This is a genomic window from Ruegeria sp. YKSD179, from assembly GCF_059612885.1.
Map to the genome: position 1 here is coordinate 31211 of NZ_JBXWRL010000033.1, position 26749 is coordinate 57959.

Annotated in this window: 27 protein-coding genes and 1 pseudogene; 23 read left to right on the forward strand and 5 right to left on the reverse strand. The window is 57.3% G+C overall.

The window, feature by feature from the left end; genetic code table 11:
* Positions 1-11: 11 nt before the first annotated feature.
* The 12 genes and pseudogenes from AC2FNE_RS15500 (at position 12) to AC2FNE_RS15555 (ending at position 14402) form a co-directional block, all read left to right on the forward strand.
* Positions 12-656 (forward strand): annotated as a pseudogene (locus tag AC2FNE_RS15500) (IS6 family transposase).
* 444 nt (positions 657-1100) lie between these two features.
* Positions 1101-2117, forward strand: coding sequence for a sugar ABC transporter substrate-binding protein (locus AC2FNE_RS15505; RefSeq protein WP_170474612.1), 1017 nt, complete (start codon positions 1101-1103; stop codon positions 2115-2117).
* Positions 2118-2179: 62 nt separating this feature from the next.
* Positions 2180-3694, forward strand: coding sequence for a sugar ABC transporter ATP-binding protein (locus AC2FNE_RS15510; protein ID WP_496805751.1), 1515 nt, complete (start codon positions 2180-2182; stop codon positions 3692-3694).
* Positions 3691-4713, forward strand: coding sequence for an ABC transporter permease (locus AC2FNE_RS15515; RefSeq protein ID WP_170474616.1), 1023 nt, complete (start codon positions 3691-3693; stop codon positions 4711-4713). The genes AC2FNE_RS15510 and AC2FNE_RS15515 overlap by 4 nt, the downstream gene beginning before the upstream one ends.
* A 5-nt stretch (positions 4714-4718) precedes the next feature.
* Positions 4719-5720: an ABC transporter permease gene (locus AC2FNE_RS15520; protein WP_496805752.1), complete on the forward strand. Its 1002-nt coding sequence runs from the start codon at positions 4719-4721 to the stop codon at positions 5718-5720.
* On the forward strand, positions 5717-6688 hold the full coding sequence (locus AC2FNE_RS15525) for a sugar-binding transcriptional regulator (RefSeq protein WP_170608976.1): 972 nt from the start codon (positions 5717-5719) through the stop codon (positions 6686-6688). The genes AC2FNE_RS15520 and AC2FNE_RS15525 overlap by 4 nt, the downstream gene beginning before the upstream one ends.
* Entirely contained in the window at positions 6681-7688 is a 1008-nt protein-coding gene (locus AC2FNE_RS15530; RefSeq protein WP_496805753.1) for an aldo/keto reductase, read from the forward strand. Before AC2FNE_RS15525 ends, AC2FNE_RS15530 begins: the two co-directional genes overlap by 8 nt.
* 61 nt (positions 7689-7749) lie before the next feature.
* Positions 7750-9432, forward strand: coding sequence for a glycerol-3-phosphate dehydrogenase/oxidase (locus tag AC2FNE_RS15535; protein WP_496805754.1), 1683 nt, complete (start codon positions 7750-7752; stop codon positions 9430-9432).
* 23 nt (positions 9433-9455) lie between these two features.
* Positions 9456-10265, forward strand: coding sequence for a class I fructose-bisphosphate aldolase (locus tag AC2FNE_RS15540; RefSeq protein WP_496805755.1), 810 nt, complete (start codon positions 9456-9458; stop codon positions 10263-10265).
* On the forward strand, positions 10258-11760 hold the full coding sequence (locus tag AC2FNE_RS15545; RefSeq protein WP_496805756.1) for an FGGY-family carbohydrate kinase: 1503 nt from the start codon (positions 10258-10260) through the stop codon (positions 11758-11760). The genes AC2FNE_RS15540 and AC2FNE_RS15545 overlap by 8 nt, the downstream gene beginning before the upstream one ends.
* 3 nt (positions 11761-11763) lie before the next feature.
* Complete coding sequence (locus AC2FNE_RS15550; protein WP_496805757.1) at positions 11764-12774, forward strand: zinc-binding alcohol dehydrogenase family protein; 1011 nt, start codon at positions 11764-11766, stop codon at positions 12772-12774.
* Between the two features lie 11 nt (positions 12775-12785).
* Positions 12786-14402, forward strand: a complete 1617-nt coding sequence (locus AC2FNE_RS15555) for a GMC family oxidoreductase (protein ID WP_496805758.1) — start codon at positions 12786-12788, stop codon at positions 14400-14402.
* Positions 14403-14758: 356 nt separating this feature from the next.
* Here the strand turns inward: AC2FNE_RS15555 and AC2FNE_RS15560 are convergent, their stop codons facing one another.
* The gene (locus AC2FNE_RS15560) at positions 14759-16351 is read right to left on the reverse strand and encodes a GMC family oxidoreductase (protein ID WP_496805759.1); all 1593 of its coding nucleotides are present in this window, start codon (positions 16349-16351) and stop codon (positions 14759-14761) included.
* 306 nt (positions 16352-16657) lie between these two features.
* On the opposite strand from AC2FNE_RS15560, the gene AC2FNE_RS15565 reads away from it, so the two are divergent.
* The 3 genes from AC2FNE_RS15565 to AC2FNE_RS15575 are packed head-to-tail and all read left to right on the forward strand — an operon-like array spanning position 16658 to position 18961.
* Positions 16658-16924 (forward strand): DUF3489 domain-containing protein, encoded by a 267-nt coding sequence (locus tag AC2FNE_RS15565; RefSeq protein WP_480656001.1) that lies wholly within the window; start codon positions 16658-16660, stop codon positions 16922-16924.
* A complete protein-coding gene (locus tag AC2FNE_RS15570; RefSeq protein ID WP_496805760.1) occupies positions 16914-17324 on the forward strand; it encodes a DUF2924 domain-containing protein in 411 nt (136 codons plus the stop codon). Before AC2FNE_RS15565 ends, AC2FNE_RS15570 begins: the two co-directional genes overlap by 11 nt.
* A complete protein-coding gene (locus tag AC2FNE_RS15575) occupies positions 17321-18961 on the forward strand; it encodes a recombinase family protein (RefSeq protein WP_496805761.1) in 1641 nt (546 codons plus the stop codon). Before AC2FNE_RS15570 ends, AC2FNE_RS15575 begins: the two co-directional genes overlap by 4 nt.
* 377 nt (positions 18962-19338) lie before the next feature.
* Here the strand turns inward: AC2FNE_RS15575 and AC2FNE_RS15580 are convergent, their stop codons facing one another.
* From AC2FNE_RS15580 to AC2FNE_RS15590, 3 genes are read right to left on the reverse strand one after another with little or no spacing between them, the layout of a single operon-like run.
* A complete protein-coding gene (locus AC2FNE_RS15580; RefSeq protein ID WP_496773609.1) occupies positions 19339-20181 on the reverse strand; it encodes a cation efflux transmembrane domain-containing protein in 843 nt (280 codons plus the stop codon).
* On the reverse strand, positions 20178-20354 hold the full coding sequence (locus AC2FNE_RS15585; protein WP_496773608.1) for a hypothetical protein: 177 nt from the start codon (positions 20352-20354) through the stop codon (positions 20178-20180). Before AC2FNE_RS15585 ends, AC2FNE_RS15580 begins: the two co-directional genes overlap by 4 nt.
* Positions 20351-20737 (reverse strand): MerR family transcriptional regulator, encoded by a 387-nt coding sequence (locus AC2FNE_RS15590; protein ID WP_496773606.1) that lies wholly within the window; start codon positions 20735-20737, stop codon positions 20351-20353. The genes AC2FNE_RS15585 and AC2FNE_RS15590 overlap by 4 nt, the downstream gene beginning before the upstream one ends.
* A gap of 54 nt (positions 20738-20791) precedes the next feature.
* Between AC2FNE_RS15590 and AC2FNE_RS15595 the strand changes: the two genes are divergently transcribed.
* Genes AC2FNE_RS15595 through AC2FNE_RS15605 form a run of 3 tightly spaced genes read left to right on the forward strand, consistent with a single transcriptional unit; the run spans position 20792 to position 21724 of the window.
* Positions 20792-21181 (forward strand): hypothetical protein, encoded by a 390-nt coding sequence (locus AC2FNE_RS15595; protein WP_496773604.1) that lies wholly within the window; start codon positions 20792-20794, stop codon positions 21179-21181.
* Positions 21178-21501, forward strand: a complete 324-nt coding sequence (locus AC2FNE_RS15600; RefSeq protein WP_496773602.1) for a hypothetical protein — start codon at positions 21178-21180, stop codon at positions 21499-21501. Before AC2FNE_RS15595 ends, AC2FNE_RS15600 begins: the two co-directional genes overlap by 4 nt.
* A 19-nt stretch (positions 21502-21520) precedes the next feature.
* Positions 21521-21724, forward strand: a complete 204-nt coding sequence (locus AC2FNE_RS15605) for a GDCCVxC domain-containing (seleno)protein (protein WP_496805764.1) — start codon at positions 21521-21523, stop codon at positions 21722-21724.
* A 484-nt stretch (positions 21725-22208) separates the two neighbouring features.
* On the opposite strand, the gene AC2FNE_RS15610 is transcribed toward AC2FNE_RS15605, so the two are convergent.
* Positions 22209-22859, reverse strand: a complete 651-nt coding sequence (locus AC2FNE_RS15610) for a GntR family transcriptional regulator (RefSeq protein ID WP_496805762.1) — start codon at positions 22857-22859, stop codon at positions 22209-22211.
* Positions 22860-22992: 133 nt separating this feature from the next.
* On the opposite strand from AC2FNE_RS15610, the gene AC2FNE_RS15615 reads away from it, so the two are divergent.
* The 5 genes from AC2FNE_RS15615 to AC2FNE_RS15635 form a co-directional block, all read left to right on the forward strand.
* Positions 22993-23286 (forward strand): ribbon-helix-helix domain-containing protein, encoded by a 294-nt coding sequence (locus AC2FNE_RS15615; protein ID WP_496773596.1) that lies wholly within the window; start codon positions 22993-22995, stop codon positions 23284-23286.
* 111 nt (positions 23287-23397) lie between these two features.
* Positions 23398-23793 carry a VOC family protein gene (locus tag AC2FNE_RS15620; RefSeq protein ID WP_496773594.1) on the forward strand — a complete coding sequence of 132 codons (396 nt, stop codon included), beginning with the start codon at positions 23398-23400 and terminating at the stop codon, positions 23791-23793.
* Between the two features lie 17 nt (positions 23794-23810).
* Positions 23811-24335 carry a Twin-arginine translocation pathway signal gene (locus AC2FNE_RS15625; protein ID WP_496773593.1) on the forward strand — a complete coding sequence of 175 codons (525 nt, stop codon included), beginning with the start codon at positions 23811-23813 and terminating at the stop codon, positions 24333-24335.
* 27 nt (positions 24336-24362) lie between these two features.
* A complete protein-coding gene (locus AC2FNE_RS15630; RefSeq protein WP_496773592.1) occupies positions 24363-25934 on the forward strand; it encodes a GMC family oxidoreductase in 1572 nt (523 codons plus the stop codon).
* Positions 25935-26151: 217 nt separating this feature from the next.
* A partial coding sequence (locus AC2FNE_RS15635; RefSeq protein ID WP_496805763.1) for a tyrosine-type recombinase/integrase occupies positions 26152-26749 on the forward strand: 598 nt, incomplete at its 3' end.

A 26749-nucleotide genomic window follows, 5' to 3' on the forward strand; every position in this document is an offset into this window, starting at 1 on the left:
GCCTGGCGGTGATGCTGTACATCCGATTTCCGCTGTCACTCCGCAATGTTGAAGACCTACTGCACGAACGCGGGATCGATGTCAGCCACGAAACCGTCCGCTACTGGTGGAACAGGTTCGGCCCAATGTTTGCCTCTGAGATTAGACGCAAACGGGTCCAGCAACTTCGAGCCTTCTCAAAATGGAAGTGGCACGTAGACGAAGTATTCGTGAAGGCGAATGGCCGGCGACATTATCTTTGGCGTGCAGTCGATCACGAAGGTGCAGTGCTGTAGGTCGTTGTCACGAAACGCCGAAACAAAGCTGCAGCATTGAAGTTCCTCAGGAAATTGAAGAAGCGGCACTGTTGCGCTGAAGAAGTAGTTACAGATCGTTTCGCATCCTACAAGGCGGCGCTCAGAGATTTGGGTGAACTGACGGGCAGGTGGCTCAACAATCGAATTGAAAACTCGCACCTGCCGTTCCGTCGAAGAGAACGCGCCATGCAACGCTTCAGGCGTATGCGAAGTCTGCAGAAATTCGCCTCCGTCCATTCCTCTGTCTATAACCACTTCAACCAGGAAAGATCTCTCACCAGCCGAGACACCTTAAAGCTGCCTCGATCCACCGCTCTTGCCGAGTGGCGCGAACTTGGTGCGGGACAAAGGACAGCCTAACTGGCCTACCAGAGACGAGTTCGAATTCGTCTGACAGCACCTAGGGAAGAATCAACATTCATGCCCGAATGTCAATTTGCGCTGAACGTTCGTCAACCTTGAAGAATTCGAAACTTTCGACCCAAAGATTTTGTTGCCATTGGTCGATTTGACTATCCAGAATGGGCTCGGCGCAGATCTACTCATCACTCTCTGAACGACTAGCAGTCGAATAAGTGTCATAAAAACTGAGTACTTACCTCTTGAATTTCCCAGTGAGACTCTTTTTTGAAATAAATTTCAGTTTACTGAAATAAAAGTTGTTGACCGCTTTTGCATCTGATGTGAGATTTATTCCACACTTTGCAAGAAAATTCACGATCTTATAATCGGAATGCTTGCGGGGTGAACTGGATCGGGGAAGTGAACCCTGGTCGGTCCCTAAGCAACGGAGGAGTGCAACATATGCGAACCCTGACTTTTACATCCCGCGTGGCGGGGCTGGTCGCCTCAACAGCAATCTGGACGGGTGCGGCAATGGCCGATGGCGAGCGCATCGCGTTTTTCGTCTCGGACCTGTCGAACGTCTTTCACCAAAGCCAAGCGGCAGAAGCACAGCGCTACGCTAGTGAAAAATACGGTGCCGAGGTGGTGGTCTTTGATGGCCAGGCAGATTCTGCTGTGATGACCCAGAACGTAGACCAGGTGGTTGCAGGAGGTTTTGACGCCGCCACGCTGCATATCTGGGACGCCGAAGCTGCCACGCCGGGCGTGCGTGACGCGCTGGACGAGGGCATTGTGATGACCTCTTTCTTTAGCCCGATCACAGACACAGGTATCCCAACCGCCCGCAGCGACGAGGCAGCAGTATCCTTTGAAATGGGTGCACAGATGGCCAAAGCGTGGAAGGACGCCCACCCTGACAAGCCTATTGTCATGGTGCAGTTGGGCTGGCCAAACCACACCGAGGTGAACTCCGGCCGGACCCGCCCCTTTGTCGAAGGTGTGCTTTCGGTTGATCCCAATGCTGAAAACCTCGGAGCTCTGGACAGCTCTGCCGGTCAGGAAGCTGCCAAGCAAATCATCGTCGACCTGCTGACCCAGCGTCCGGAAGTAAACCTGATCTATTCAGAAGCGTCGAACCTGACCGTCGGCACTATGGCAGGCCTAGCTCAACTGGGTCGGGGTAAATTCGAAGACGGCAAACCCGTAACTGAAATTGTTGCCTCCGTCGACTTCGACTCAGTGGAACATGAAATGGTCTATGACCCAAATTCATCCCTGAAGCTTTCCATGGGGTTGCCCCCGGTCGAAACAGCGCAGGGGCGCATCGATCTGATCATGGATGTGCTCGACGGCAAAGTGGCGAAGACCTCCGAAACCGCGGAGGAGTTTTTCTACAAGGCTTACACGATCTCCTACTGGGGCATGGAAGAAGCAGCTGCAGAAAAATGGCTCGCGGCTCAATTCGGAGGCAGCTAATCTAATGCTGGGTCTCCGGGCAAAGGTTTGGGGACCCGCGTCAGCGGACAGGCGGAACAACAATGGCTAGCTCAACGCAAATCCCAGCGCTCGAAATTTATGAACTGACCCGCGACTACCCAGGCGTACGCGCGGTGGATGCGGTCAGCTTCGCAATCGAACCGGGCACTGTGCATTGCCTGGTCGGGGAAAACGGTGCAGGCAAGTCCACGCTGGTCAAGATGATCACCGGCGCGCTGGCCCCCTCGGCAGGATCGATGCGCGTGAACGGTAAGACGCACAATCCGACCAATCCGCAAGAGGCCCGCGACAACGGTATCGCCACCCTGTTTCAGGAATTGCATGTGGTCGACGAATTGACCGTGCGAGAAAACCTGACTCTGGGGTTGGAGGCTAAGCGCTTCGGCTTTCTCATTCGATCAGATCTCGACGACCGTGCTGTCAAAACGCTGGCGGCGATCGAGCCTTCTATTGACCCAGCGGTCCGCGTATCAAGCCTCTCGGTCGCGCAGAAACAGATCGTGGAAATCGCCCGCGCCGCCTCTTCGGGTGCAAGCGTGATCATTATGGATGAACCCACCGCCGCGCTATCGGAGCGCGAGGTTGAACGCCTTTTTGAAGTGATCCGGCGCCTGAAAGACAACGGCGTGACCGTCATATACATATCTCACAAGCTCGAAGAGATTTTCACGCTGGGTGACAATGTGACCGTTTTTCGGGATGGAAAACACATTGCTACCAAACCTCTAGTAAAGGTCGAGGGCCGCCCAGAACTGATCGAAATGATGATCGGACGCACGGTGGCTCATAATTATGAGCCGCGTCCCAACCCGCCCGGTGACGTCGTGTTGACAGCGCGAGGCCTGACCAACCACCTGCTGAAAAATGTCAGCTTTGACATTCGCAAAGGCGAGATCGTCGGCTTTTACGGCCTCGTGGGTGCAGGCAAAACCGAAATCGCCCGCGCGATTTTTGCCGCTGACAGCTATGACGGTGAGATCATATTCAAATCCCAACCTGTGGGTCATACCCCTAAAGATGCACTGGCCGCAGGTATTGCCCTGGTGCCAGAAGAGCGGCGAACGCAGGGTTTGTTCACCGCGATGTCGATCCGGGAAAACATCCCTGTTATGAACTTGCCGCGCATGTCCAAGGGGGGGGTGTTCCGCGCCGACAAGGAGGAGCGCGCGGCTCATGAATTTGTTTCTCGCTTGCGCATCGCCACGGACAGCATCGAAAAACAGACCGAGAAACTCTCCGGCGGCAATCAGCAAAAGGTTGTTCTTGCTAAATGCCTGTTCTCGCAGGCAGAACTGCTGTTGCTGGATGAACCGACGCGGGGCATCGACGTCGGTGCAAAGACAGAGATTTACGACATCATCAAGTCGCTGGCCGATCAAGATAACACGGTCGCCATCTTCTCGTCGGAACTCGAAGAAGTTTTGGGCATATGTGATCGCATTTTCCTGCTCTATGACGGCCAATTGCGCGCAGGAATCCGAAACGGAGACAATGTAGACACGGCCCAAATCCTCGACCTGGTGACAGGGGGCAGCATGCAGGAGGACGCGGCATGACCACGCTGGCTGTCTCCCCGATTACCGCGCGCAAGCATCGTCGCTTAAGCGACCAAGGTTTTATTACCGTGATGGTCGCAGTGGTTGCCGTGTTGCTCTTTCTGCTGGCCTCTGTCTTGGTTCCGAACTTCTTTCAGCTTCAGAACATGATCAATTTGGTGACCAATAACTGGGCGGTGATCTCACTGGGAGTAGGTGTCACTTTCCTGCTGGTCTCGGGTAATTTCGATCTGTCAGTCGGCGGCAATGTGGCACTTGCGGGCGTACTGTCGGTCTGGCTGGCGCAGTCAACCGGTGGCGCAAATACGCTTTCTACAGGGCTCGGCTTCCCGCTACCGCTGGCTTTGGCGGGCGCAATGGCTGGGGCGCTGGCGATCGGGGCATTGAACGCGTTTTTCGTAGTACGCCTCGGTGTGCCGTCGATCATTGTAACACTGGGCACGATGATGGTGGCGCGCGGACTCGCGCAGGTCATCACTCACGGCTCCCAGCGCAACACAAACCTGCCGGACGGTTTTGGCACGCTGGGCAACCTGACGCTTTTCGGTACGGTGAAATTGCCGGTGGTGCTGATGGGGATGCTGTTGTTGGTCGCCGTGTTTATCGAGCGCCGCATGCTGATCGGCCGCGTCACCTATTGGGTCGGTGCGAACCCGGTGGCGGCGACTCTTTCGGGCATCGACAGGGGCCGCCACGTGACGAGGCTCTATCTCTTTTCGGCCGCGATCGCAGGCATGGTCGGCATTTTGCTCGCATCCGAGTTCAAATCCGGGTTCTCGAACAGAGGCATGCTGATGGAGTTCGATGCACTTGTCATTGCACTTCTGGGCGGGGTGGCGATTGCAGGCGGTTTTGGTTCGGTTATCGGGATGTTTTTTGGCGCAATCATCCTCGCGGTGGTCACTTCTGCCGCGACGGGTTTGGTGCTCTCGCCCGACTGGCAATTCATACTCAAGGCAGTGGCGGTCTTTCTTGCCATCACAGCACAAACCTGGGCGCTGGCCCGCAGGAACCGGTGAGGGATATGACTAAGAGTTTTGCGGTGACCGGGTTCCTTAAGGACTATTACATCTACCTTGTGCTGATCGTATTGGTGGCGTTGCTGGCATCGGCTAATCTGGATCAGTTCCCTCTTTTTGAGCGGGGTAACTTCCTCTACAAACGCAACATCATCAACATTCTTCGCGTCTCGGCCCCGATCCTCGTCATCTGCGGCGCCTTTACGCTGCTAATGGTCTCGGGATACATCGATCTTTCGGTCGGATCGGCGATGAGTCTCTCGGCGGTGGTTTACGCGATGCTGGCGCTGAATGGCGTGCCCTTTCTGCCCGCTTTTGCCCTGACAATTCTGGTTGGCGTGCTACTGGGCGCGATCAACGGCTTTCTAGTTGTGCGCATGCGGATCACGCCAGTCATTGCGACGCTCATCACGCTTAGTCTTTACAAAGGCATTGCGCTGCTGCTTGTTGAAGATGGTACCTCTGCCATCAAATCTGGAGGCGGTTTGAAGATGCCGGGCTGGTTTAATTCCTATGGCCGCTCTGGGGCACTTTTGGATCTGCCAGCTTCGGTCTGGGTAGCGATTGCTGTGACATTGGCGCTGATCGTGATCCAGAAACGCGGCGTGTTGGGCAAATACGCCGCCGCCACCGGCGGCAACCCGACGGCGGCCAAGCTCTCAGGTATCAAAACCGGACGTGTGGTTTTTGGGCTCTATGTTCTGGTTGGCATATCCGCAGCGCTGGCAGGAATTGCGCGGTCGTCTTTCATGTCGTTGGGCGATCCTCTTTCCGGCGACGGGATGGAACTGACGGCGATCCTCGTTGTGTTGCTTGGTGGTACAGCGTTTTCAGGAGGTGAGGGAAAGGTACAACGTTCTTTCATCGGAGCGCTGATCATCATGTGCCTGACCATCGGTATGCTGACCATTGTGCCCGCCTACACACAAACACTGGTTATCGGCGCTGCGCTACTATTGGCCGCCGCCACCAATCACCTCGTCAGCCGAAAAGGGGGTCGGAAATGAACGCCGACAACATCAAACCGGACCAGATGCGCCTTATCGCGCAAGTGCTGACTCAGCATTTTGAGAGCGGGAAGTTGCAGGCAGATATCGCCAAAGAAATGGGCTTGTCTACTGCCAAGGTGAACCGGCTAATCAAACAGGGCCGCGAGTTGGGGATGGTTCACATAACGATAAAAAGTCCGCTCTTACGTCTCTTTGATCTTGAATGCGAAATCTCTGACCATTGGGGTCTGCGCAACTGCCTTGTCGTTCCGTCGGTCACCGGTTCTCCCGAGGCGACCCTGAATGAGGTCGGTCGGGCAGCGGCGAACCTGCTCGTGGATACCGTTCGGGACGGGGACACCATTGCGATTTCCGGCGGCAAGACCCTTTCCGCAATTGTCGAAAACCTAACCACAGCACAGGCCCATGACGTTACGGTCGTGCCCATGACGGGCGGTGTTCAGGGGCAACACTACACAGATGTCAACCACATCGCCACGTCGCTCGCGGACCGCTTGAGCGGCCGAGCCACGTTGATACATGCGCCACTCCATGCAGACAACGAAGAAGAACGGGATATGGTCATGGCGATGAAATCCGTTTCCCACGTGATGGAAAAAGCCGCCAAGGCTTCTGTCGCTCTGGTCGGCGTTGGTGCGGTGATCGGCGAAAACGCCACCTATTATGAGGCTCACCCCGTATCCGAAGAAGACCGCAAGGCGCTCTATGCTTCGGGCGTACGCAGTGAATTTCTCGGGCACCTTGTGCAGGAGGACGGCCGCCTGTCTGACAACGCATTGAATTCGCGCCTTGTCTCGCTGCCGCCGGAGCGACTGCTCAATATTCCTGTGACCATCGGCGTTGCCTCGGGACTGGAGAAGGTCGAGCCCATCATCGCCGCGCTGAACGGCGGTTACTTCAACTCACTGGTCACCGACGATGTGACCGCCGCGGCCATAATGCAAAGGGAGACAGCCAATGCTTGATAATTCCAACACCGCGCAGTTGACGCGCCCGATCGGGCAGTCGGGCATCGAAGCCACAGCGATCGGTCTTGGCACCTGGGCTATTGGCGGCTGGATGTGGGGCGGCACGGACGAGGCGCGGTCTATCCGCGCGATTCATGCAGCAATAGACGAAGGCATCACCCTCATCGATACTGCGCCTGCCTATGGGCAGGGGCTGGCAGAGGAGATCGTCGGAAAGGCCTTGAAGGGGCGCCGCGACAAGGTGGTGCTCGCCACCAAATGCGGGCTTGTGTGGCACACACAGAAGGGCAACCACTTCTTTGACTATGACAGCGGGCCGGTTCACCGATATCTCGGGCGTGACGCGATCATTTATGAAGTAGAACAGAGCCTCAAACGTCTGAATGTGGATGTGATCGACCACTACATCACTCACTGGCAGGACCCCACGACATCGATCGACGAAACGATGGAAACGCTGGAAGCCTTGAAGGTCCAAGGCAAAATCCGCTCCATCGGAGCGTCGAACACCAGCACTGACGATGTGCGGGCCTATCTTGCAGCTGGACAGTTGGACGCAGTGCAAGAGGAATACTCCATGATCAAGCGCGATCTGGAGGTAGAGATGCTACCGCTTTGCCGCGATGCAGGCGTATCTGTTCTTTCTTATTCCTCACTGGCTCTGGGTCTGCTGGGGGGGCGCGTAGGCCCCGATCGCGTGTTCCAAGGCGACGATTTGCGCAAAGATAACCCGCGCTTTTCACTCGCAAACCGTGAAAAAGTCGAGCTGCTGATGAAGGCCATTGATCCGATTGCGGAAACGCACAATGCAACACGCGCACAGATCATAATCGTCTGGACGCTGCAGCAACCGGGTATCACTTTCTCTCTCTGTGGCGCGCGCGACGAAGTGCAAGCTGCAGAGAATGCCAAGGCGGGTCGCCTTCGCCTGACTGACGCAGAACTCTCTGCGATCAGTGCTGCGGCGGCCACGCATCTCACCGAGCTGGACGGCTAAGTCCGGCCATCACCCTAACCGCAAACAACGCCGGAGGGCATCTTCCGGTGACAAGAGGATTATGCCCAATCAACGCCAAAATATGCTGGCCCACCTCGAAAACCCCCGATTTGACGCGGTGGTGATCGGAGGCGGCGTGAATGGGATCGGGGTCTGGCGAGACCTCGCCCTGCAAGGCTTGCGGGTGCTGTTGGTGGAGCGGAATGACTTTGCCTCCGGTTGTTCGGCTGCGCCGTCGCGAATGATACATGGGGGGCTGCGCTATCTGGAAAACGGTGAGTTTGACCTGGTGCGCGAGTCACTCGCGGAGCGTGATGCGCTGCTGCGCAATGCACCGCATTTGGTGCGGCCGCTGCCGACCGTAATCCCGATTGCGGGCCTGACCTCGGGCCTCTTCAATGCAGCGGCCAGCTTCTTTGGGTGGCCCGGCAAACCCGCTCGGCGCGGAGCGCTGCCCATCAAGATTGGCCTGACGCTTTATGATTTTGTCACGCGCCATCGCCGACAGACGCCCAAACACCGGTTCCTGTCCAGATCCAAAACCCGTGCCGTTTTCCCAGCCCTGACGCGCGATGCCCGATGCGCCGCGCTCTATCACGACGCCTGGATCAGTCACCCCGAGCGGCTTTGCATCGAAATGATCCGCGACACCCTGCGCGATGCACCCGACGCTGCGGCTCTCAATTACGCCGAAATGGCGTTGGTCGATGGATGCTATTACTTAACCGACTTGCGCGGTGGGAAGAAGATGCCCGTTGCGCCGAAAGTGGTCGTGAATGCCACCGGCGCATGGCTCGATGAAACGCGCGAGGCACTGGGCGCAGATGCCCCGCGAATGATCTCGGGCACCAAAGGGTCGCACCTGATCCTACGCAATGACGCACTGTTGCAGGCGCTTGCCGGGCATATGGTTTATTTCGAGAACGCAGACGGCAGGGTTTGTATCGCATTTCCCTATCTGGGCCACGTGCTCGTTGGCTCTACCGATATTCGCGTCGATGGCGCCGCTCGCACCAAGTGCGAGCCAGAAGAGCGGGACTACATCCTCGGATCCTTGCGCAGTGTGTTCCCGGATTTAACCATCGATGCAGGTCAGATCGTATTCTCGTATTCTGGCATTCGTCCGCTGCCGCAGAGTGATGCTGATTTCACGGGCCGTATATCACGGGGACATTACGTTCAGCGTCTTGACGGCGTGGTGCCGCAATTCTGCATGGTGGGCGGCAAATGGACGACCTTCCGCGCCTTTGCTGAGCAGGCCGCCGATGAGGTTCTCAGAGAACTGGGGCAAACGCGCAGGGGAACAACCTCCGACCTGAGCATCGGAGGTGGGCGCGGGTACTCGCCTACGGCCTCCCTGCCTGTGAGCGAAGCTCGCGCCACTCATCTGCTGGACCACTACGGAGCACAGGCAGAAGAGGTGCTGGCCAACTGCCCGGAGGATGACGCGCCGCTCTTCCCCGGCCTGCCGCACACACGTGGCGAAATAGCATGTTTGGCGCGCAGCGAATTTGTCCAGACTTTGTCTGACCTTGCCCTGCGCCGCACTTCTCTGGCGGTCACCGGATCGCTTACCGATGCGGTGATCGACGCGTTGGCAGATGTGCTGGCCAAAGCTCAAGATCTTACCCCCGATGAAATTGCTGCTCAGCGCGCGATGCTGGTGACAGAACTGAACACCTACCACGGGCAAGCGCTTACGCTGTCCGAAGACAAAAAAGAACGGAGTATTGAATGCGCGTAAGTCCCAAAGCCCGGATGAGCCGGATGTTCACCAATGGCGGTTGCCTTGATGTGGCGGTGGATCACGGTGTCTGCAACGAGCCCTCTTTCATGGTGGGGCTCGAAGACATGGCCGCCGTAATGGATACGCTCATCGATGCCAAACCCGACGCGGTCCAATGTGCCTACGGACAGGCGGATCTGTTGCAATCGCGCCCCGAGAAAGACAAACCCGCTTTGGTGATGCGCATCGACATGGGTAACCCTTACAATGACACGCGCCACCGGGTGATGTGGTCGATGCTGCAAAACGCCGACGAACCGATTATCGGCGCGCTTGAAATGGATGCTGCGGCTGTGGTCGTGAACCTTTTCATGCTGCCCGACGAGCCGGAGCTTTTTCGTCAATGCGTTGAGAACATCTCGCGCGTCCGTGCCGCCTGCTCGAAATACGGCATGCCTTTGATGATTGAGCCGTTGGTGATGTTATCCAATGATGTGCGCGGTGGTTATCAAGTTGACGGTAATGCGGAGAAAATCGTGACACTGGTGCGTCTGGCCTCAGAAATGGGCGCCGATATCATCAAGGCCGATCCCACAGAAAACGCGGAGGACTTCCATCGCGTGGTAGAGGCCGCACGCGTCCCTGTCCTTGTTCGCGGCGGTGGCAAGGAAGATCTGAAAAACGTTTTGATGAAATCCGCGGCACTCATGGCGCAAGGCGCGCAAGGCATGGTCTATGGCCGCAATGTCTATCAGCACGATAACCCGCGTGCGGTGGTCGCCGCTCTGATGGCGTTGATCCACAAGGGGGCTGGGGGTGAGGAAGCGTGGGAGATTTATAACAGTGTCTAAGACCTATTTTCTTGGGCTAGACGCGGGCAATACCGTCATAAAGGCGGTGTTGTTCGACGGCGCGGGTCATCAAGTGGCGATGCGAGCACTTGACGGGCAATCCTCGACCCCGGCGCCGGGACACGTGGAACGTGACCTTGATGAACTGTGGCGCAACGCGCAGGAGGTGATCCGCGGCTGTATTGCAGATGCCGGAATCGATGCCGCCCTTATTGCGGGCGTGGGCTGTGCCGGTCACGGCAACGGGCTTTATCTCCTGGACAAAGCCGGTGCTCCCTTGCTGGGCATTCAATCGCTAGACAGCCGCGCCGCCGGAGTGGCCAGCGATTTAACAGCCGCCCATGGCAGCCACCTCCATGCGCTGTGTTTGCAAAAGCCGTGGCCGTCGCAAACGCCCACGTTGCTGGCCTGGGTCAAACAAAACCAACCCGAAATCTACAAAAGGGCGGGTACGCTGCTGCTTTGCAAAGATTTCATCACATACCACCTGACAGGTGAGCAGGTCAGCGACATCTCTGACATGTCTGGCTGCGGCCTGACCCGCATGCCCGACGCCGCCTATGCCGACGAACTCCTCGAACTTTACGACCTCAGCGACGCGAAACTTCTGCTGCCGCGCCTGCTGGCGCCGTGCGACATCGCAGGCCATGTGACCGCGGACGCTGCCGCCGCAACCGGGCTACTGGCTGGAACGCCAGTCATTGCAGGCTTCTTTGACGTGGTCTCCTCTGCGTTGGGCTCAGGCGCGGGACGCCCTGGCGATGCGTCCATCATCGCGGGCAGCTGGAGCATCAATCAGGTTTTTTCCGCTGCGCCTGTGGTCGATCCGGGTGTCTTCATGGTCTCAGCTTTCGGGCCAAGCTGTTTCGTGAACATTGAAGCCTCTGCAACCTCTGCAGCCAATCTGGAATGGTACGTGCGAGAGTTTGTCGAACGCGGTCAACACCACGACGACCCGTTTAGATATGTGAATTCCAAAGTGGGCGAGGTCGTACCCACCGGCGATGATCCTTTCTTCCACCCATTCCTCTATGGCTCGGGACAGGGAGCAGACCATCGCGCAGGCTTCTATGGCCTTGCGGGATGGCACGGTGAAGGCCACGTTCTTCGCGCCCTCTTCGAAGGCATCATGTTCGAACATCGCCGACACATTGAGGCATTGCGAAACGCCGGCGTCAGTTTCGATCGCGCGATCCTGTCGGGCGGTGGGTCCCGCAGTCCGCATTGGCCCCAGATGTTTGCAGACAGCTTGGCTGTGCCGATCACAGTGGGTGAGGCCCGCGAAACCGGCGCGTTGGGCGCGGCGATGGGTGCCGCCATCGCTACGGGCCATGTGGCGAACTACGACGCGGCAATCGCCCTGATGACCCGCCCGTTCGCCAAGCTCGCGCCAAACCCGGCCATGAAATCGCACTATGACCGCCGCTATGACATTTATCTGGACCTGACTGCCGCTCTGCGCGGGTTCTGGTCCCGTTTGCAATCGGAGAAATGACCCATGAAGGCCGTTGGCTTCCTCAATTCCTTGCCCGTTGATCATGCCGACAGCCTGATCGAATTTAACTTGCCCGACCCTGAGTTACGTCCGGCCGACCTGCTGGTCGCAGTGGAGGCGATCTCGGTCAACCCCGCTGACGCAAAGCGCCGCATCCGCACCGCGCCAGACGAGGCGTTGGAGGCGCCAATGATCCTTGGTTATGACGCCGTGGGAACCGTAGAGGCTGTGGGCCCGGATGTGACCGGCTTCAAAAGAGGTGACCGCGTCTGGTACGCGGGTGATGCCGGTCGCGATGGGTCTAATGCCGAATTGCAGGCCGTGGATCATCGCATTGCATCACTCGCGCCGACCTCGGTCAGCCCGACAGCCGCGGCCTCGCTGCCGCTGGTTACGCTGACCGCGTGGGAAGTACTCTTTGACCGCTTGCAAGTCCCGCAGGACGAGACCCGTGCTTCAGTGCTTGTCATCGGTGGAGCAGGTGGCGTCGGCTCCATCACGTTGCAGCTTTTGCGCAAACTGACTGGGCACGAGGCGATCGCCACCGCCTCACGCGATGACAGCGCCGACTGGTGCCGCAAGATGGGAGCACATGAGATCGTGGACCACCGCGACCTGGTCGCCAACACACGCGCAAACGGGCGTGAATTCGTCGATTACATTGCTCATTACAACGGCCTCGATCTGCATTGGGATGCGATGTGCGACCTGATCGCTCCGCAAGGTCGTATCAGCTCGATTGCGGAAACCCCCGAGAAACTCGACCTCTGCGCGCTGCAGGGCAAGTCCGTCGGCTTTATGTGGGAATTGATGTTCACACGTTCCATGTTCGGCACGCAGGACATGGCCCGTCAGGGCGCAATCCTTTCCCGGATGGCGCGTATGGTGGATGACGGCATAATCGCGTGCACGGCAACGAAGTCGCTTCAAGGATTCTCGGTGGAAACGCTCAAAAACGCGCATCGAATAATCGAAACCGGTGCTATGATCGGCAAACTGACAATTACTTTCTGAGGCCGCAGATCATGGCTGAGACGACGCTCGACGGGCGCTACGACTATATCATCATCGGAGCTGGCACCGCGGGTTGCGTATTGGCGAACCGACTCAGCGCCGACGCCATGAAACGCGTTTTGCTGTTGGAGGCCGGCGGGCGGGACAACTATCACTGGGTGCATATCCCGATTGGATACCTCTATTGCATCGGCAATCCGCGCACGGACTGGATGATGAAAACCGCTGAAGAGTCCGGCCTGAATGGACGCGCATTGGTCTACCCGCGCGGCAAGGTGCTGGGCGGCTGCACGGCAGTCAACGGCATGATTTACATGCGCGGGCAGGCGGCAGATTACGATGGTTGGCGGCAACTCGGAAATCCCGGCTGGGGTTGGGACGACGTACTGCCCTACTTTCAACGCTCCGAGGATCACCACGCCGGCGATAACGACATCCATAAATCTGGTGGCGAATGGAAGGTACAGCCGCAGCGCTTGGAGTGGGAAATCCTGCGTGCCGTGCAGGAAGGGGCACGCGAATTCGGGATCGAACCCTGTGCCGATTTCAACGATGGCAGCAACGAAGGCTCGGGCTTCTTTGAGGTCAACCAGTCCGGCGGTGTCCGCTGGACCACGGCAAAAGGTTTTCTGCGTCCGGCAATGGGTCGCAACAATCTGCGCGTGCTGACCGGGGCGCAGGTTGACGCGCTGGTGCTGGAAGAAGGCCGCGCTTCAGGTGTTCGCTTTACCAAAGGTGGGCAGACCCAGCTCGCCCGTTGCGACGGAGAGATTGTCATGGCTTCAGGTGCGATCAACACGCCAAAACTGCTGGAGCTTTCCGGCATAGGCCAACCTGATCGCATCTCAGCTCTTGGACTAACGCCTTTGGTGGAGTCGCAAAACGTAGGCGAAAATCTTCAGGATCACCTGCAAATCCGCACTGTCTACAAGGTACAGAATGCGAAAACTTTGAATACGCAGGCGAACTCCCTGTGGGGCAAGGCGCAGATGGGATTGGAATACGCGCTGAAACGTTCGGGGCCGCTGTCCATGGCACCCAGTCAGTTCGGAATGTTCACCAAGTCTGACCCATCGCTCGCAACGCCAGATCTGGAATATCACGTGCAGCCGCTCTCGACTGATCGCCTGGGCGACCCGCTGCACCCGTTCCCAGCTATCACGATGTCGGTCTGCAATCTGCGACCGCAAAGTCTGGGCACGTGCCACGCCACCAGCCCGGACCCGTCTACCCAGCCTGAGATCAAGCCGAATTACCTCTCGACGCATGGCGACAAACAGGTCGCGCTGGCTTCGGTTCGGCAGGCACGTGAAATCATGACTGCCAAGGCGCTCGCACCCTATTCAGCCGAAGAAATGCTTCCAGGGCCGCAGGTTGAAAGCGATGCCGACATGCTGCACGCCATTGGAGACATTGCCACGACAATATTCCACCCTGTGGGAACTTGTCGAATGGGGTCGGATCCACAGTCGGTTGTGACGCCGGACTTGCGCGTCAGGGGTGTTGCTGGTCTGAGAGTGGTGGATGCTTCCATAATGCCACGCATCACATCGGGGAACACTGCATCACCCGTCATAATGATTGCGGAGAAGGCTGCAGATATGATGTGCGCAGCCGCAAAAGCTTAGGCGCTGATAAGAATAAACCCTTAGCCAACAGTGATCGGCAATTTCAAGCGTGTTTCAACCAAGAATGAATTTTTGGTGAGGGTTAAAGGCCGTGACGAGCTGCAGTGCAGCGCGCAAACCTAGGATCAACGGCTGCTTTGGGCTCAAGGCAGTCATCAGAGTCTTTCAGTCGGATGACGGCTTAGGATCGGATAGCGGTCATTGTTGGTGGTCATTCCGAGGAATATCGCCTGAAGGTCTGCATTGAACGGCAGCGGACGTTCGCCGAATTTTCGCGAGCGACCGCAATGCGGACAAAGCTGCCGCTGAACCTAGCGCAAAAAAGTCGGTTATCTGCTGCCTAGCAGGTGTCTCACTCAGACTCGCCGGGCGATCATGTCGGCAGCTTTTTCAGCAATCATAATTACCGGCGCGTTGGGATGTCCGGTGTTCATTTGCGGCATCACAGAAGCATCGGCAACGCTCAACCCTTCAAGCCCGTGCACCTTCAAGTCGGGAGCTACGACGCAATCATCGCTTTGCCCCATCCTGCAACTGCCAACGGGATGAAAGGACGTCGACGAGATCTCGCGAATGTCCGCAAGAAGCTCTTCGTCGCTCTGGGCGTCCACCCCAGGAGATATCTCAACCGGATTGAGCTTCGCAAAGGCTTCCTGTGACACAATCTTCCGCGCTTCTTTGATGATCGAGCGCATCAGATCGACATCCGCCGGATCGCTCAGATATCCAGGATCGATAATAGGCCGATCGAATGGATCGTTTGATGCAATCTTTACACGCCCTCGGCTCCAAGGACGGGTCGGAAAACCAGAGATTGTGAAACCATGGCGATCCGGTGGGCGGTACTCCGGAGCTCCCAAGCTTATGAAATATGGGATCATTAGCAGCTCTATGTCGGGAATGTCGACATGGGGTCCGGATCTCAGAAATGCACCAGACTCAAAGTGGTTCGTTGACAGGGGGCCGCGCGACTCCTCTGAGTAGAGGCGCTCAATCTCCGCCGTTTGCTCAGAGCTGCGGCCAAAGAAGGTCAAGGGCTGATCGATTTCCCAACGGGCGCGGTAATGAAAGTGATCCTGCAGATTTTCGCCCACGCCGGGCAGGTCATGCTTCACCGGGACGCCGACATCGTTCAACAGGTCTGCTGGGCCAACTCCTGCGAGTTGCAGGATTTGTGGTGAGCCTATGGCGCCCGCCGCTAAGACGGTTTCCTGTGCAGTTGCATGGTTCAGTTCCCCCTTGGCGACATAATTCACGCCGGTCACAGAATTGCCCTCAAGTTGCAACGACATGACCGTCGCGCCGGTTACAACGGTCAAGTTGGGACGCCCCATCGCCACGGAGAGGTATGTCTGCGCGGTGCTGCCCCTCCGGTTCTCCTGCAAGGTCGCTGGGAAATAACCGCAGCCGTCCAATTCCGAGCCGTTCAGATCGCCATTGAACGGAATCCCGGCCTGCTGGCAGGCTTCGATGAATATCTCCGTCAAGGGCGACCGCTCGCCCGGTTTAGTAACAGTCAGCGGGCCGCCGTCTCCATGGATCGACGGATCTCCATCGACTTCCCAATTCTCGGCCTTCTTGAAATAGGGCAGCACACCGTCCCATCCCCAGCCCGTCGCACCCATTTGGGACCACGTGTTGTAGTCCGCCGGATGCCCGCGCAGGTAAATCATGTAGTTGATCGAACCAGTGCCGCCGATACATCGACCGCGCGGATAGGCGATCTGGCGTCCCGAAAGTTCGCCCTGCGGAGCGGTCCGAAATGCCCAATCGAAACGTGTATTGGTGAGCGCGCCAAATTTAGCAGGTGTGGAAACTCGGGGGTCGTCGATCGATCCACCGGCCTCTAACAGCAGAACAGAACGCTTCGCATCTTCGGTCAAACGAGCGGCGAGGACGCAACCTGCACTTCCGGCGCCAACGATAATAACGTCAAAACTATCCGTCATGACAAAACCCTAAACTACCAATCTGGAAAGAGTGACGGACAGTCTGCCCTTTTTCAAGCAACACATTTTGCAGACGTTGGGTATGTCCTCTTTGGGCTCGGTGCGGTCATCTGACTATTTTTATCAGATGACGGCTTTTCTGCGTTAAGCGGTCATTCTTCCACTGGACTTGTGAGCCAAACAGAGCGGTACTGTACATGTTGCGACGTACCCAATGTTGCGCCGCGCCTTTTCCGCCCGGGTCTCCGGGCTCTCCTCGGTAGCAGGGTCACTTTCAGCCTGCGTGAACCAAAAGGAGAAGGCCAAATGACACGATCGCCGAAACCCAAAACCAAGAAAGCGCTGCTCATTCAGATGCTCAGCCGCAAGGCCGGGGCAGATGTTGCCACGATCAGCGAAAAACTCGACTGGCAGATGCACACGACGCGGGCGGCGCTGACTGGGCTGCGCAAGGCGGGCTACGAGGTTTTGGGCGCGAAGCCAGATGAGGGCAAGCCCAAGCGCTATCGGATCTTGGCGATGCCCGCCCAAACTGGTGCGACTTCAACAGCCGAAAAGACTGATGCCCGGTAAGCCGGACCCGGATCGCCCGCTGGCGATCGCCGCGTGGGAGGAGGCTTTTGGGTCTCCTCCACCGCCGTATTTGTCGGTGGCGTTCCTGCGCAAGGCAGTGGCTTATGACGCGCAGTGCCGCTCTTCGGGCGGTCTGCCGGCGGCGACACGGCGCAAGCTGCGGCAGATCGCAGAAGGCAAGTCGATCGCTGTTGCTAGTAGCAGTGATCTCCGATCCGGCGCGCACCTCGTGCGAGAATGGAATGGCCGGACTTACCAGGTCGAGGTGACCGAGGGCGGCTATCGAATGGATGGGAAAGACTGGCCGTCACTCTCGGCCATCGCAAAGCACATCACAGGCACGACATGGTCAGGCCCGCGCTTCTTCGGCCTGACCCGCAGCGCAGGGGGCGACAAATGAAGAAGGTCCGTTGCGCCATCTACACCCGCAAGAGCTCGGAAGATGGTCTGGAGCAGGAGTTCAATTCGCTGCATGCTCAGCGGGAAGCCTGTGCTGCTTATATCGCCAGCCAGAAACATGAAGGCTGGGTGTTGGTGCGAGACCAGTATGACGACGGCGGTCTCTCCGGCGGATCGCTGGACCGCCCGGCCTTGCAGAAGCTACTGGCGGATATCAAGGATGAAAAGATCGATCAAATCGTCGTCTACAAGATCGACCGTCTTACCCGGTCACTGGCGGACTTCGCGAAGATCGTCGATATCCTCGATGCCACCGGTGCCTCCTTCGTCTCGGTTACGCAATCGTTCAACACGGCGACCAGCATGGGCCGCCTGACATTAAATATGCTGCTCAGCTTCGCCCAGTTCGAGCGCGAGGTGACGGCGGAACGGATCCGCGACAAGATCGCAGCCTCGAAACGCCGAGGCCTCTGGATGGGCGGGCAGGTGCCGATGGGGTATGATCCGGATGGCCGAACGCTGAAGATTAATGAACCTGAGGCCGAGACGATCCGGACGCTCTACGCGCTGTACGAACAACACGGGACGATCCGGCAGGTGAAGGAAAAGGCTGACGCTTTGTTACTGCGCACCCGGCGCAGAACACTTTCTTCTGGTGAGATCCGTGGCGGGGGCGCCTTTGACCGCGGGCATATCCATCACGTTTTGACGAACCCGGTCTATGCCGGGCGCATCCGGCACAAAGATCAAGTGCACGACGGCCAGCACGATCCGATCATTGCTCCCGACCGATGGGATGACATCCAACTGCGCCTGCAGGGTACAGCCTCGCGTCTTCGCCATCGCAAGACGCCACGCCGCGTGTCGCTGTTTTGCGGGAAAATCTTTGATGAAACCGGAGATCGTCTGACGCCGTCGCATTCGAAAACGAAGAAGGGCACCCGGTTGCGGTACTACGTATCGCATCGTCTGATTGCACGCAGTGGGGAGGAGAACCTTGATGGATGGCGCCTGCCGGCAGACCAGCTTGAGGCACAGATCAGCACTCTTGCCCGTCGCCATCTCGCAGAACCAACCTTCGCGGGCCACTTGTGCCAGCAGTCCGACGCCAGCGAGATCGCCCGCGTCCGAAACAAGCTGACGGATCTGACCGGCGCGCCGAATGTCAAAGACGTCCTCTCACTCGTTGAACGCATCGAGATTGCGCCGGGAAAGATTATGCTCAAGCTAGATATCAAAGGCGTGTCGGCGATGCTGGATACCGACGCCGATGCTTTGGACGCAAACACCCTACGGATCGAAGCGCCGTTCCAGGTGCGAAAGCGGGGCGTCGAAACCAAGATCATTCTCGCTGATACTGCCGCCGCAAGAGACGAGACGTTAATCCGAAACATCGCGCTTGCGCATCACTGGCTGGAGCGGATCAAGGCGGGAAAAACCTTCGGCGACATTGCAGAAGCCAGCAATATCTCCAAACGCCGCGTTCAGCACATGATCGATCTCGCCTTCCTCGCGCCGGATATTGTCCGTGATGTGCTGGAAGGCAAACAGCCCCTCGGCTTTACGTCCGACTGGTGCAAATCGCGAACCCTGCCATCAGACTGGCAGGACCAGCGCGCGCTTCTCGCGACACTCTGATCTGCCATACCCACACCTGCTACCGCGAAAATGCCGAGCGCAGACTTTAGGAGATTTGCGGTGCTGTTCCAGTCCGGTCAAAGGTCTGCGCCAGTTCACCAAGCCGCTAACTCACGGATAACGCGCGGCTATTCGAAGCGCACCTTGCACGGTCTGGATATGGGGGAGTGTTTGGCTGGGCGCATCGGATTCGAACCCGCGGTACATCATTTGATGCTGATCGCGTTATCATCAAGGTTACCGATAAATTAGCAATATATTTCAGAAGCCTAAGACACCATTGAAGCAAGCCGGCCACTCGCAAAAATTAAGACTACGTCCGACATGCGGACAAAGCCTGCTTTGAAAAACACAAACTGAATGTCCCCTCATTCGGGCTAACTTGCAGCTTTCAGATCTGCCCGAGCATCGCGGATAATTGACCACGCGGAGTGCAAGAACAGTCCAGCAATTCCAAAGGCAACGATCAAGTCCGGCCAACCACTGCCGAGCCACGCGACAAAAATCGCCGCCACTACTACGGCTGCGTTGCCGATCGCGTCGTTTCGGGAGAACAGCCAAACGGCCCGCATATTTGCATCCCCTTTGCGAAACCTCATGAGTGGCAGTACAGCGAGAACGTTTACGACGAGAGCGACAATCCCAAATAAGCCCATCAGGGTCGCGTCTGGCATGGTTTGGGTGAAAACTCTCCAAACCGTCGTCGCAAGCACACCAAAACCTAGCAAGCCGAGAAAAACGCCTTGGATCAGTGCAGACCGCGCCCGCCACGCAAGGCTCCAACCGATTGCGAGCAGGCCGAGAAATGTGATGAGGCCGTCGCCTATAAAGTCGAGCGCGTCCGCCTTGAGAGCCTGTGACCCTGCGAGAAAACCAACGACCATCTCAACGACACCATAGCCGACATTGAGAAGGACGACGATCCATAGAGCGGATCGGTAAGCCGGGTCTTGGTGCACCGCTCCGAGCTGAGCGTCCACGCCGTCCCCGATGCGATCAAATCCGTAACCCGTCGTTGCGATTGCTCTTTCAATCACGGGGAGCCGCGCCTCTGGCACTTTGAGGGTCATGATATGCGTAGCCGCAGACACCTTCACCGCGTCTGGCGGAATTCCTGCGGTCTGAGCAGCACGTTCAATCTGTGCGGCATCTTTGGCACAGTCCATGCCCGAAACACGGTAGCGAATTGGTATAACGTCAGAGATTTGAGCTTCCGTCATGGTGGATAAGTAACCTCAGCGCAGTCGACGGCAAAACCGTCGGCGGCCGTTGGTCGCGGGCGCAGCATCGGTTGCCTTGGGTTCGAAGCAGTCACTTGCCGTGCATTCCGCCAACATCCGTAGTGTGGAGGCGCGCCAATGAATGTGATCAAAGCCAAAATATCTCCTTTCATCGTGCCAACTCTTCCAACATCTGACACGACACAGAGCCTGCTCGGCAATTTGCTGTCAGTTCTTCAAGTGCGGCCTCTAATGCTCTCAACTCGGCAATTTTGGAGCGAACCTCGTCCAGATGACGGGTGCCGATTTGCCGAACGGCAGCGCAGTCTTCGTTATCGCCTTCTGACAAGGACAAAAGATTTTTGGCCTCAGCAATTGTGAAACCAAGATCACGGCATCGCCTGATAAACCGGAGCCGCCCAACGTCCTTTTCGGAGTACACACGCCTCCCGTTGGAAGCGCGGCGCGGCAAAGGCACGACACCCTCTCGTTCGTAATAGCGGATTGTCTCTATAGATACGCCGCTCTGCCTTGCCGCTTCACCAATCGCGATCATGTGAACATTTTCCCTGTTGATCCTGTAGTAGCTACAGGATGCATAACGTCACGCATGGAAACAAGCGTCGAAAACACTTCGGAAGAAAGCGACAAAGGTCCAAGCCGCATCCTGATCGGCGCGGCAGGCATGCTGGCACTTGTATCTGCCTCTTGCTGTGTCTTGCCCATTGCGTTTTCGATCATCGGCCTTGGCGGTACGTGGCTGTTATATCTTGGCCCGTTTGTGGCATATCGCGTTCCAATCGTGCTCGCCGTGGGCTTGGTTCTTCTTTGGGCATGGTACCGGGCTTGGAAAAGGCCGGCGTGTGTGTCCCACCGGCGCTCTACTCTCACCATTTTGATTGCCACAAGTGCATTATTCCTTGTGGCGGCCACGGCTCCGCTTTGGGAAGCAGAAGCAACCCGCACGATGTTTGCGTTGTGGAGGGCATCGCGGGCATGAGAAAATCTCTTTTGGCAAGCTATGCAGGGTCAATATCTGCTATAGGCGTTGCAACATGCTGTGTGCTTCCAATGACAATGATGTTGTTGGGGCTTGGTGGAAGCTGGTTGGCCGTGTTCGGCACGATCGCCGCTGCGAGCTACTACGTGCTCGCGGCGGCATCTATCATGCAGCTATTCGCTTGGGTTATCGCAGCCCGTAAAGGGACGCTGGCGCACCTGAAAGGATGGCTGGTTGGAAGCACCATATTGACCATCCTCGCTTGGGTTATCGTTTTCAACGAAGCCCGAATAAACGACTACCTCATAACCCTGATGTGACGAAATGAATGATCTGAATATGACCTTGGAAAGCAAAATTACTTGTCCTGAGTGCGGCCACGCGACAGTGGAAACGATGCCGACCGATGCGTGTCAGTGGTTCTATGAATGCACTGCCTGCAATACCGTTTTGAAGCCGTTGCCCGGGGATTGCTGCGTTTACTGTTCCTATGGCACCGTCGCTTGCCCGCCAATCCAAGAGGGTAATAGTTGTTGCGGGTGATGTCCGTGTCGGGCTCAACGCGGTCACCTGAGCCTTTCTGTCAGATGACTGAAAAGCGCCTGATACCAGACAACCGATACTAACCGGCATCGCTGCAACGTCCGCTTTGACGTCTCTATGTCGGCTTACGGCAGAACCGGACAATGGCCTCAAGGGCGTCTAAGTCCGAGATGCGGGACAAAGCCGCCATTCAAGTGCTGTAGCCAGGAACGCACTATTGTTTTCAATGCACCAGGTCTGGCGGCGCAAGAAGCCCTGAGATAACTAATGCTTCGGTCAGCGGACAGCCCTATCAAAGCATTGACCAAACGGCTGGCTCGGTCTTTCCAGGCACGGACGTCAAACTTTTTCAAGGTCGCGTGCTCCAACGCAGTCTGGCTGAAGACGCGCTTGATTGGCAAACACCTTGCCAGCATGGGGCAATGCAACCATCAGCCTAGACACCAATCGGCAGCCGCGGCTTCGGTTTCGCCGCCACTTGGATTTATTGAAACACCTTTCTCGTCTTTTCGAATGCAAGGCCGATATGCTCGCCCATTGCATTCGCTGCGGCCTCGCCGTCGCGCGCGAGCAGGGCCTTTAAGATGCGCTCGTGATCGTTCCACGACTGCCGTGCGGCGTCCGGTTCGCGCAGCACCTCGACCATCGAGCGCAGCATGTGCGGCCAGTTCGCGCGCATCGATGCTTCGATGACGTGGTTGCCGCTCCAGCGATAGATGATTTCGTGAAAGTGGACGTCGGCATTCAGGAGTCTCTTGATGTCTCGCGCTTCGATAGCTGCACGGCCCTCGCGCAGGATGTTTTGCGCCTCATAGTCTGCGTCGTCTCCGATACGTTCCGCGGCAAGTCGGGTCGCAAAGGGTTCAACAACGGCGCGAAACTCGTAGATCGACTGGAACTGATCATTATCCACGCCCGCAACCACGACGCCGCGCCGTCCGGTGTCGCACACGAAATCGTTCGCCTTTAGTATGGAAATGGCGCTGTTTACCGGCTGCCGTGACACGTTCAGCCGCGTAGCAATCTCGTCCTGATTGAGCCGTTCCCCAGGAGCGAGCTCGCCGGTACAGATGGCGTCCAGAAGGATATCATACACCTGCTTTACCAATGTTTTCTTGGGCTCGATCGAGTCCATGTCAGCTCCTTCAGGCACGTGCTATTTTTGCGTGTATATAGACAGCATAAGGTATTTCGTATACGAAATTTTATGGATTGAGTCGCATTGCCTTCTTTTCAGGCAAAATGGCCGATACTTGGGAGGAATCGTCATGTGTCATGTCTTTGCCGGACAAGATCCGGAACGGTACACCAGTCACACGCGTCGTTTGCGCTTGAATGGGCAAAGCACCAGCATCCGCCTCGAAAAAGCATTCTGGGACATTCTCGACCAGATTGCCGAGCGCGACGGAGTGAGCACGCCGATATTTATCTCCAAGCTTCATTCCGAAGTTCTCGAGTTGCGCGGTGAGCCCGAGAACTTTACATCACTTCTGCGAAGCGCTTGCTTGAAATTCATGGAAATCTCCCGGCCCGAGCCCACCACGACGATCGCGGCGGAATAAGAGCAATTCTGTCGGGTCTAAAATTGTCGAGGTAGTATAGTCATACTACCAAGGTCCACCAAATCGGCAGCTACCCTGATTTCTACTGGAATCACAGAGGGAGGCGGCGTTTTGGCCAAAACCATCCATTCGATGATCCGTGTCCTAGATGAAGCACGGTCGGTAGAATTCTACACGAAAGCCTTCGGATTGACTGTCGCTGATCGTCTGGATTTTCCGGATTTCACGCTGGTCTACATGAGCAATCCCGGACAAGAGTTCGAGGTTGAACTGACGATCAACAAGGACCGTACCGAGCCTTACGATCTGGGCGACGGATATGGCCACCTTGCCGTTTCGGTCGAGGATCTTGACGCGGAACATGCCCGCTTCGAAGCCGAAGGGCTTTCACCCCGTAAACTCGTCGAATTTGCGCCCGCGGGCGAGCTTGTCGCGAGGTTTTTCTTCGTCGCAGACCCCGACGGATACCAGATCGAAGTTCTGGAACGTGGGGGGCGCTTCAAATGATCAAGGGAGGATCAAAAATGACAAACACCGAAGGCCCCAAGGGGCTGACGAGGCGACAGCTTCTGTCGCGCGCGACGGCCGCAGGCGCATCGTTCGTGGTGGGCACTGGGTTTATGGCCGCGAAGGACGCTGCCTGGGCGATGGAGACGACAGCACTCAAGCCTGAAACCTTCGCAACGCTCGTGCAGATGGCACGCGATATCTACCCGCATGACAAGGTGGGGGACGAATTCTACGTGGTCGCCGTCAAAGGGTATGATGCCGCCGAAGCCGCCGAAAACATCGAGGCGGGCATCGCGGCGCTGAATGCTGCCGCGCAGGGCAAGGGCCACGCAAGTTATCTGGACGTTGGCTGGGAGCGCGACCGCGTTGATATCCTGCGCGGGATGGAAGACAGCGCGTTCTTCCAGCAAATCCGCGGCGGTCTTGTGACCGGCCTTTACAACCAGAAGGCGGTCTGGCCGATCTTTGGCTACGAGGGCGAGAGCTTTAGCCAAGGCGGATACATCGACCGTGGTTTCAACGACATCAACTGGCTTTGAGCCGTAAGTTAGGGAGGAGACAGACTTATGGCTGCACCTTTTGATCAGAACGACGACAGCGTTGTCGTTATCATCGGCACCGGCGCTGGCGGCGGTGTCTTGGCGAACGAATTGGCCCAGAAAGGCGTCAGTGTTGTCGCACTTGAAGCTGGTGGACGGCACTACCCTGAGGATTTCATCAACGATGAGTGGGAAAGCTTCGGGCAACTGGCCTGGCTTGATCCGCGGACCACATCGGGCGACTGGCGCGTGTCGAAGGATTTCTCGGGCCTGCCTGCATGGATTGTCAAATCCGTGGGCGGCACGACCCAGCACTGGGCAGGTGCTTCGCTTAGGTTCCAAGAACACGAATGGAAAGCGGCGACCACCTACGGCAATGTGCAAGGCGCGTCACTGCTTGACTGGCCGATTGACGCCGCCGAAATGGACCCCTGGTATACGAAGGCAGAGGACAAGCTGCACGTGACGCGCACCGGCAACCGCCCGGGCCTGCCGGGCAACAACAACTACAAGGTCTTCGAAGCCGGCGCTAAAGCACTTGGCTACAAGGACGTACACACGGGTCGCATGGCGATTTCGTCACGAGACGACACCGACCGGACCATGTGCCAGCAGACCGGCTTTTGCTTCCAGGGCTGTAAGTGGGGCGCGAAATGGTCCGCCGGATACCATGACATCGAGCAAGGCGAAGCTACGGGCAATCTCGAGGTCCGACCGCAAAGTCACGTCGCGCGTATTCTCCACAATGACGAAGGCAAGGTTACCGGCGTCGAGTATTTCGACGCAGACGGCAATCTACAGTTGCAGAAAGCGCGCGTGGTATGCGTAGCAGGTAACTCGTTCGAGTCCCCGCGTCTGCTGCTGAACTCTGCGTCGTCGATGTTCCCCGATGGGCTGGCCAATAGCTCGGGTCAGGTGGGTCGCAACTACATGCGCCACATGACCGGCTCGGTCTATGCAGTCTTTGACAAGCCGGTTCGCTTCTGGCGCGGCACGACTATGGCTGGGATCATCCAGGATGAAGCCCGTCACGATCCGTCACGCGGCTTCGTCGGTGGGTACGAGTTGGAAACGCTGGCCCTTGGCCTGCCGTTCATGGCTGCCTTCCTCGACCCCGGCGCATGGGGCCGCGAGTTCACATCCGCCCTCGATGAGTACGAGAACATTGCGGGCATGTGGATCGTGGGCGAGGACATGCCGCAGGAAACTAACCGCGTCACACTCAATCACGATGTCAAAGACCAATACGGTCTGCCTGTGGCCAACGTTCATTTCGACGATCACCCCAATGACATCGCAATGCGCAACCACGCCTACAAGCAGGGCGCGGCAATCTATGACGCGGTTGGAGCCACGCGGACGTTTCCGACACCGCCTTACCCGTCGACGCACAATCTCGGCACCAACCGAATGTCCGAGAATTCGCGCGACGGGGTCGTCAACAAATGGGGTCAAACCCACGACATACCGAATCTGTTCATTTCGGATGGGTCGCAATTCACTACGGGTGCGGCGGAAAACCCAACGCTCACTATCGTGGCGCTGGCGATCAGACAGGCGGATCACCTCGCGAGCGAATTGTCGAAAGGCAATCTCTAATGAAAGTGCCGCGCCCAGACGGGCGCGGCCGTTTTCTTTGAAAGCAGGAAAACAGGCCGCGACGAATGTCCTCTGTGGGCTCAGAGCAGACTTGCGGCGATGCGGCATAGCAGTTTTCTAGGTTGTTTTGAAACCGGTCATTCAGCAACTCGGATAAAATCCATTGGTTGGCGCAGCGCCAACGTTTGGAGTGGGAGGGATGGATTTAGGAACACTCATGTCCAAAACTCAACTCCCAGCAATCCAACAAAAGCCCAGCCCGTGGAACAAGGGTCGATTGGTTGGCCAAAAGCGCCCGCTGCTCCGCAAACAAGTCTGGGCTATTCGCGCCCGGCTTGAACTCGCTCACAACCTCAGAGATTTAGCGATGTTTAACCTCGCAATCGACAGCAAACTCAGGGGCTGCGACCTCGTTCGGTTGAGGTCCGCCGAGCTGGTTGTTGGTAACAAGGTTCGCGATCGCGTCACCATTGTGCAAAGTAAAACAACGCGGCCAGTGCAATTCGAGGTCACTGAAAACACGCGCGAAACCATTTGGAATTGGGTGAATAGTCCTGAGATGCGGGGCTGCGCTTTTCTCTTTCCGAGCAGGCTGCACAAGAGACCGCATGTTTCTACCCGCCAATATGCCCGGATGGTGCGTGAATGGGTGTCGGCGATCGGGCTCGATCCTAGTGGCTATGGAACGCATTCGCTACGAAGGACGAAGGCTGCGCAGATTTATCGCAAGACAGGCAACCTGCGCGCGGTGCAGCTTTTGCTCGGGCATGCGAAAGTTGACAGCACCGTCCGATATCTCGGTGTCGAGCTTGAAG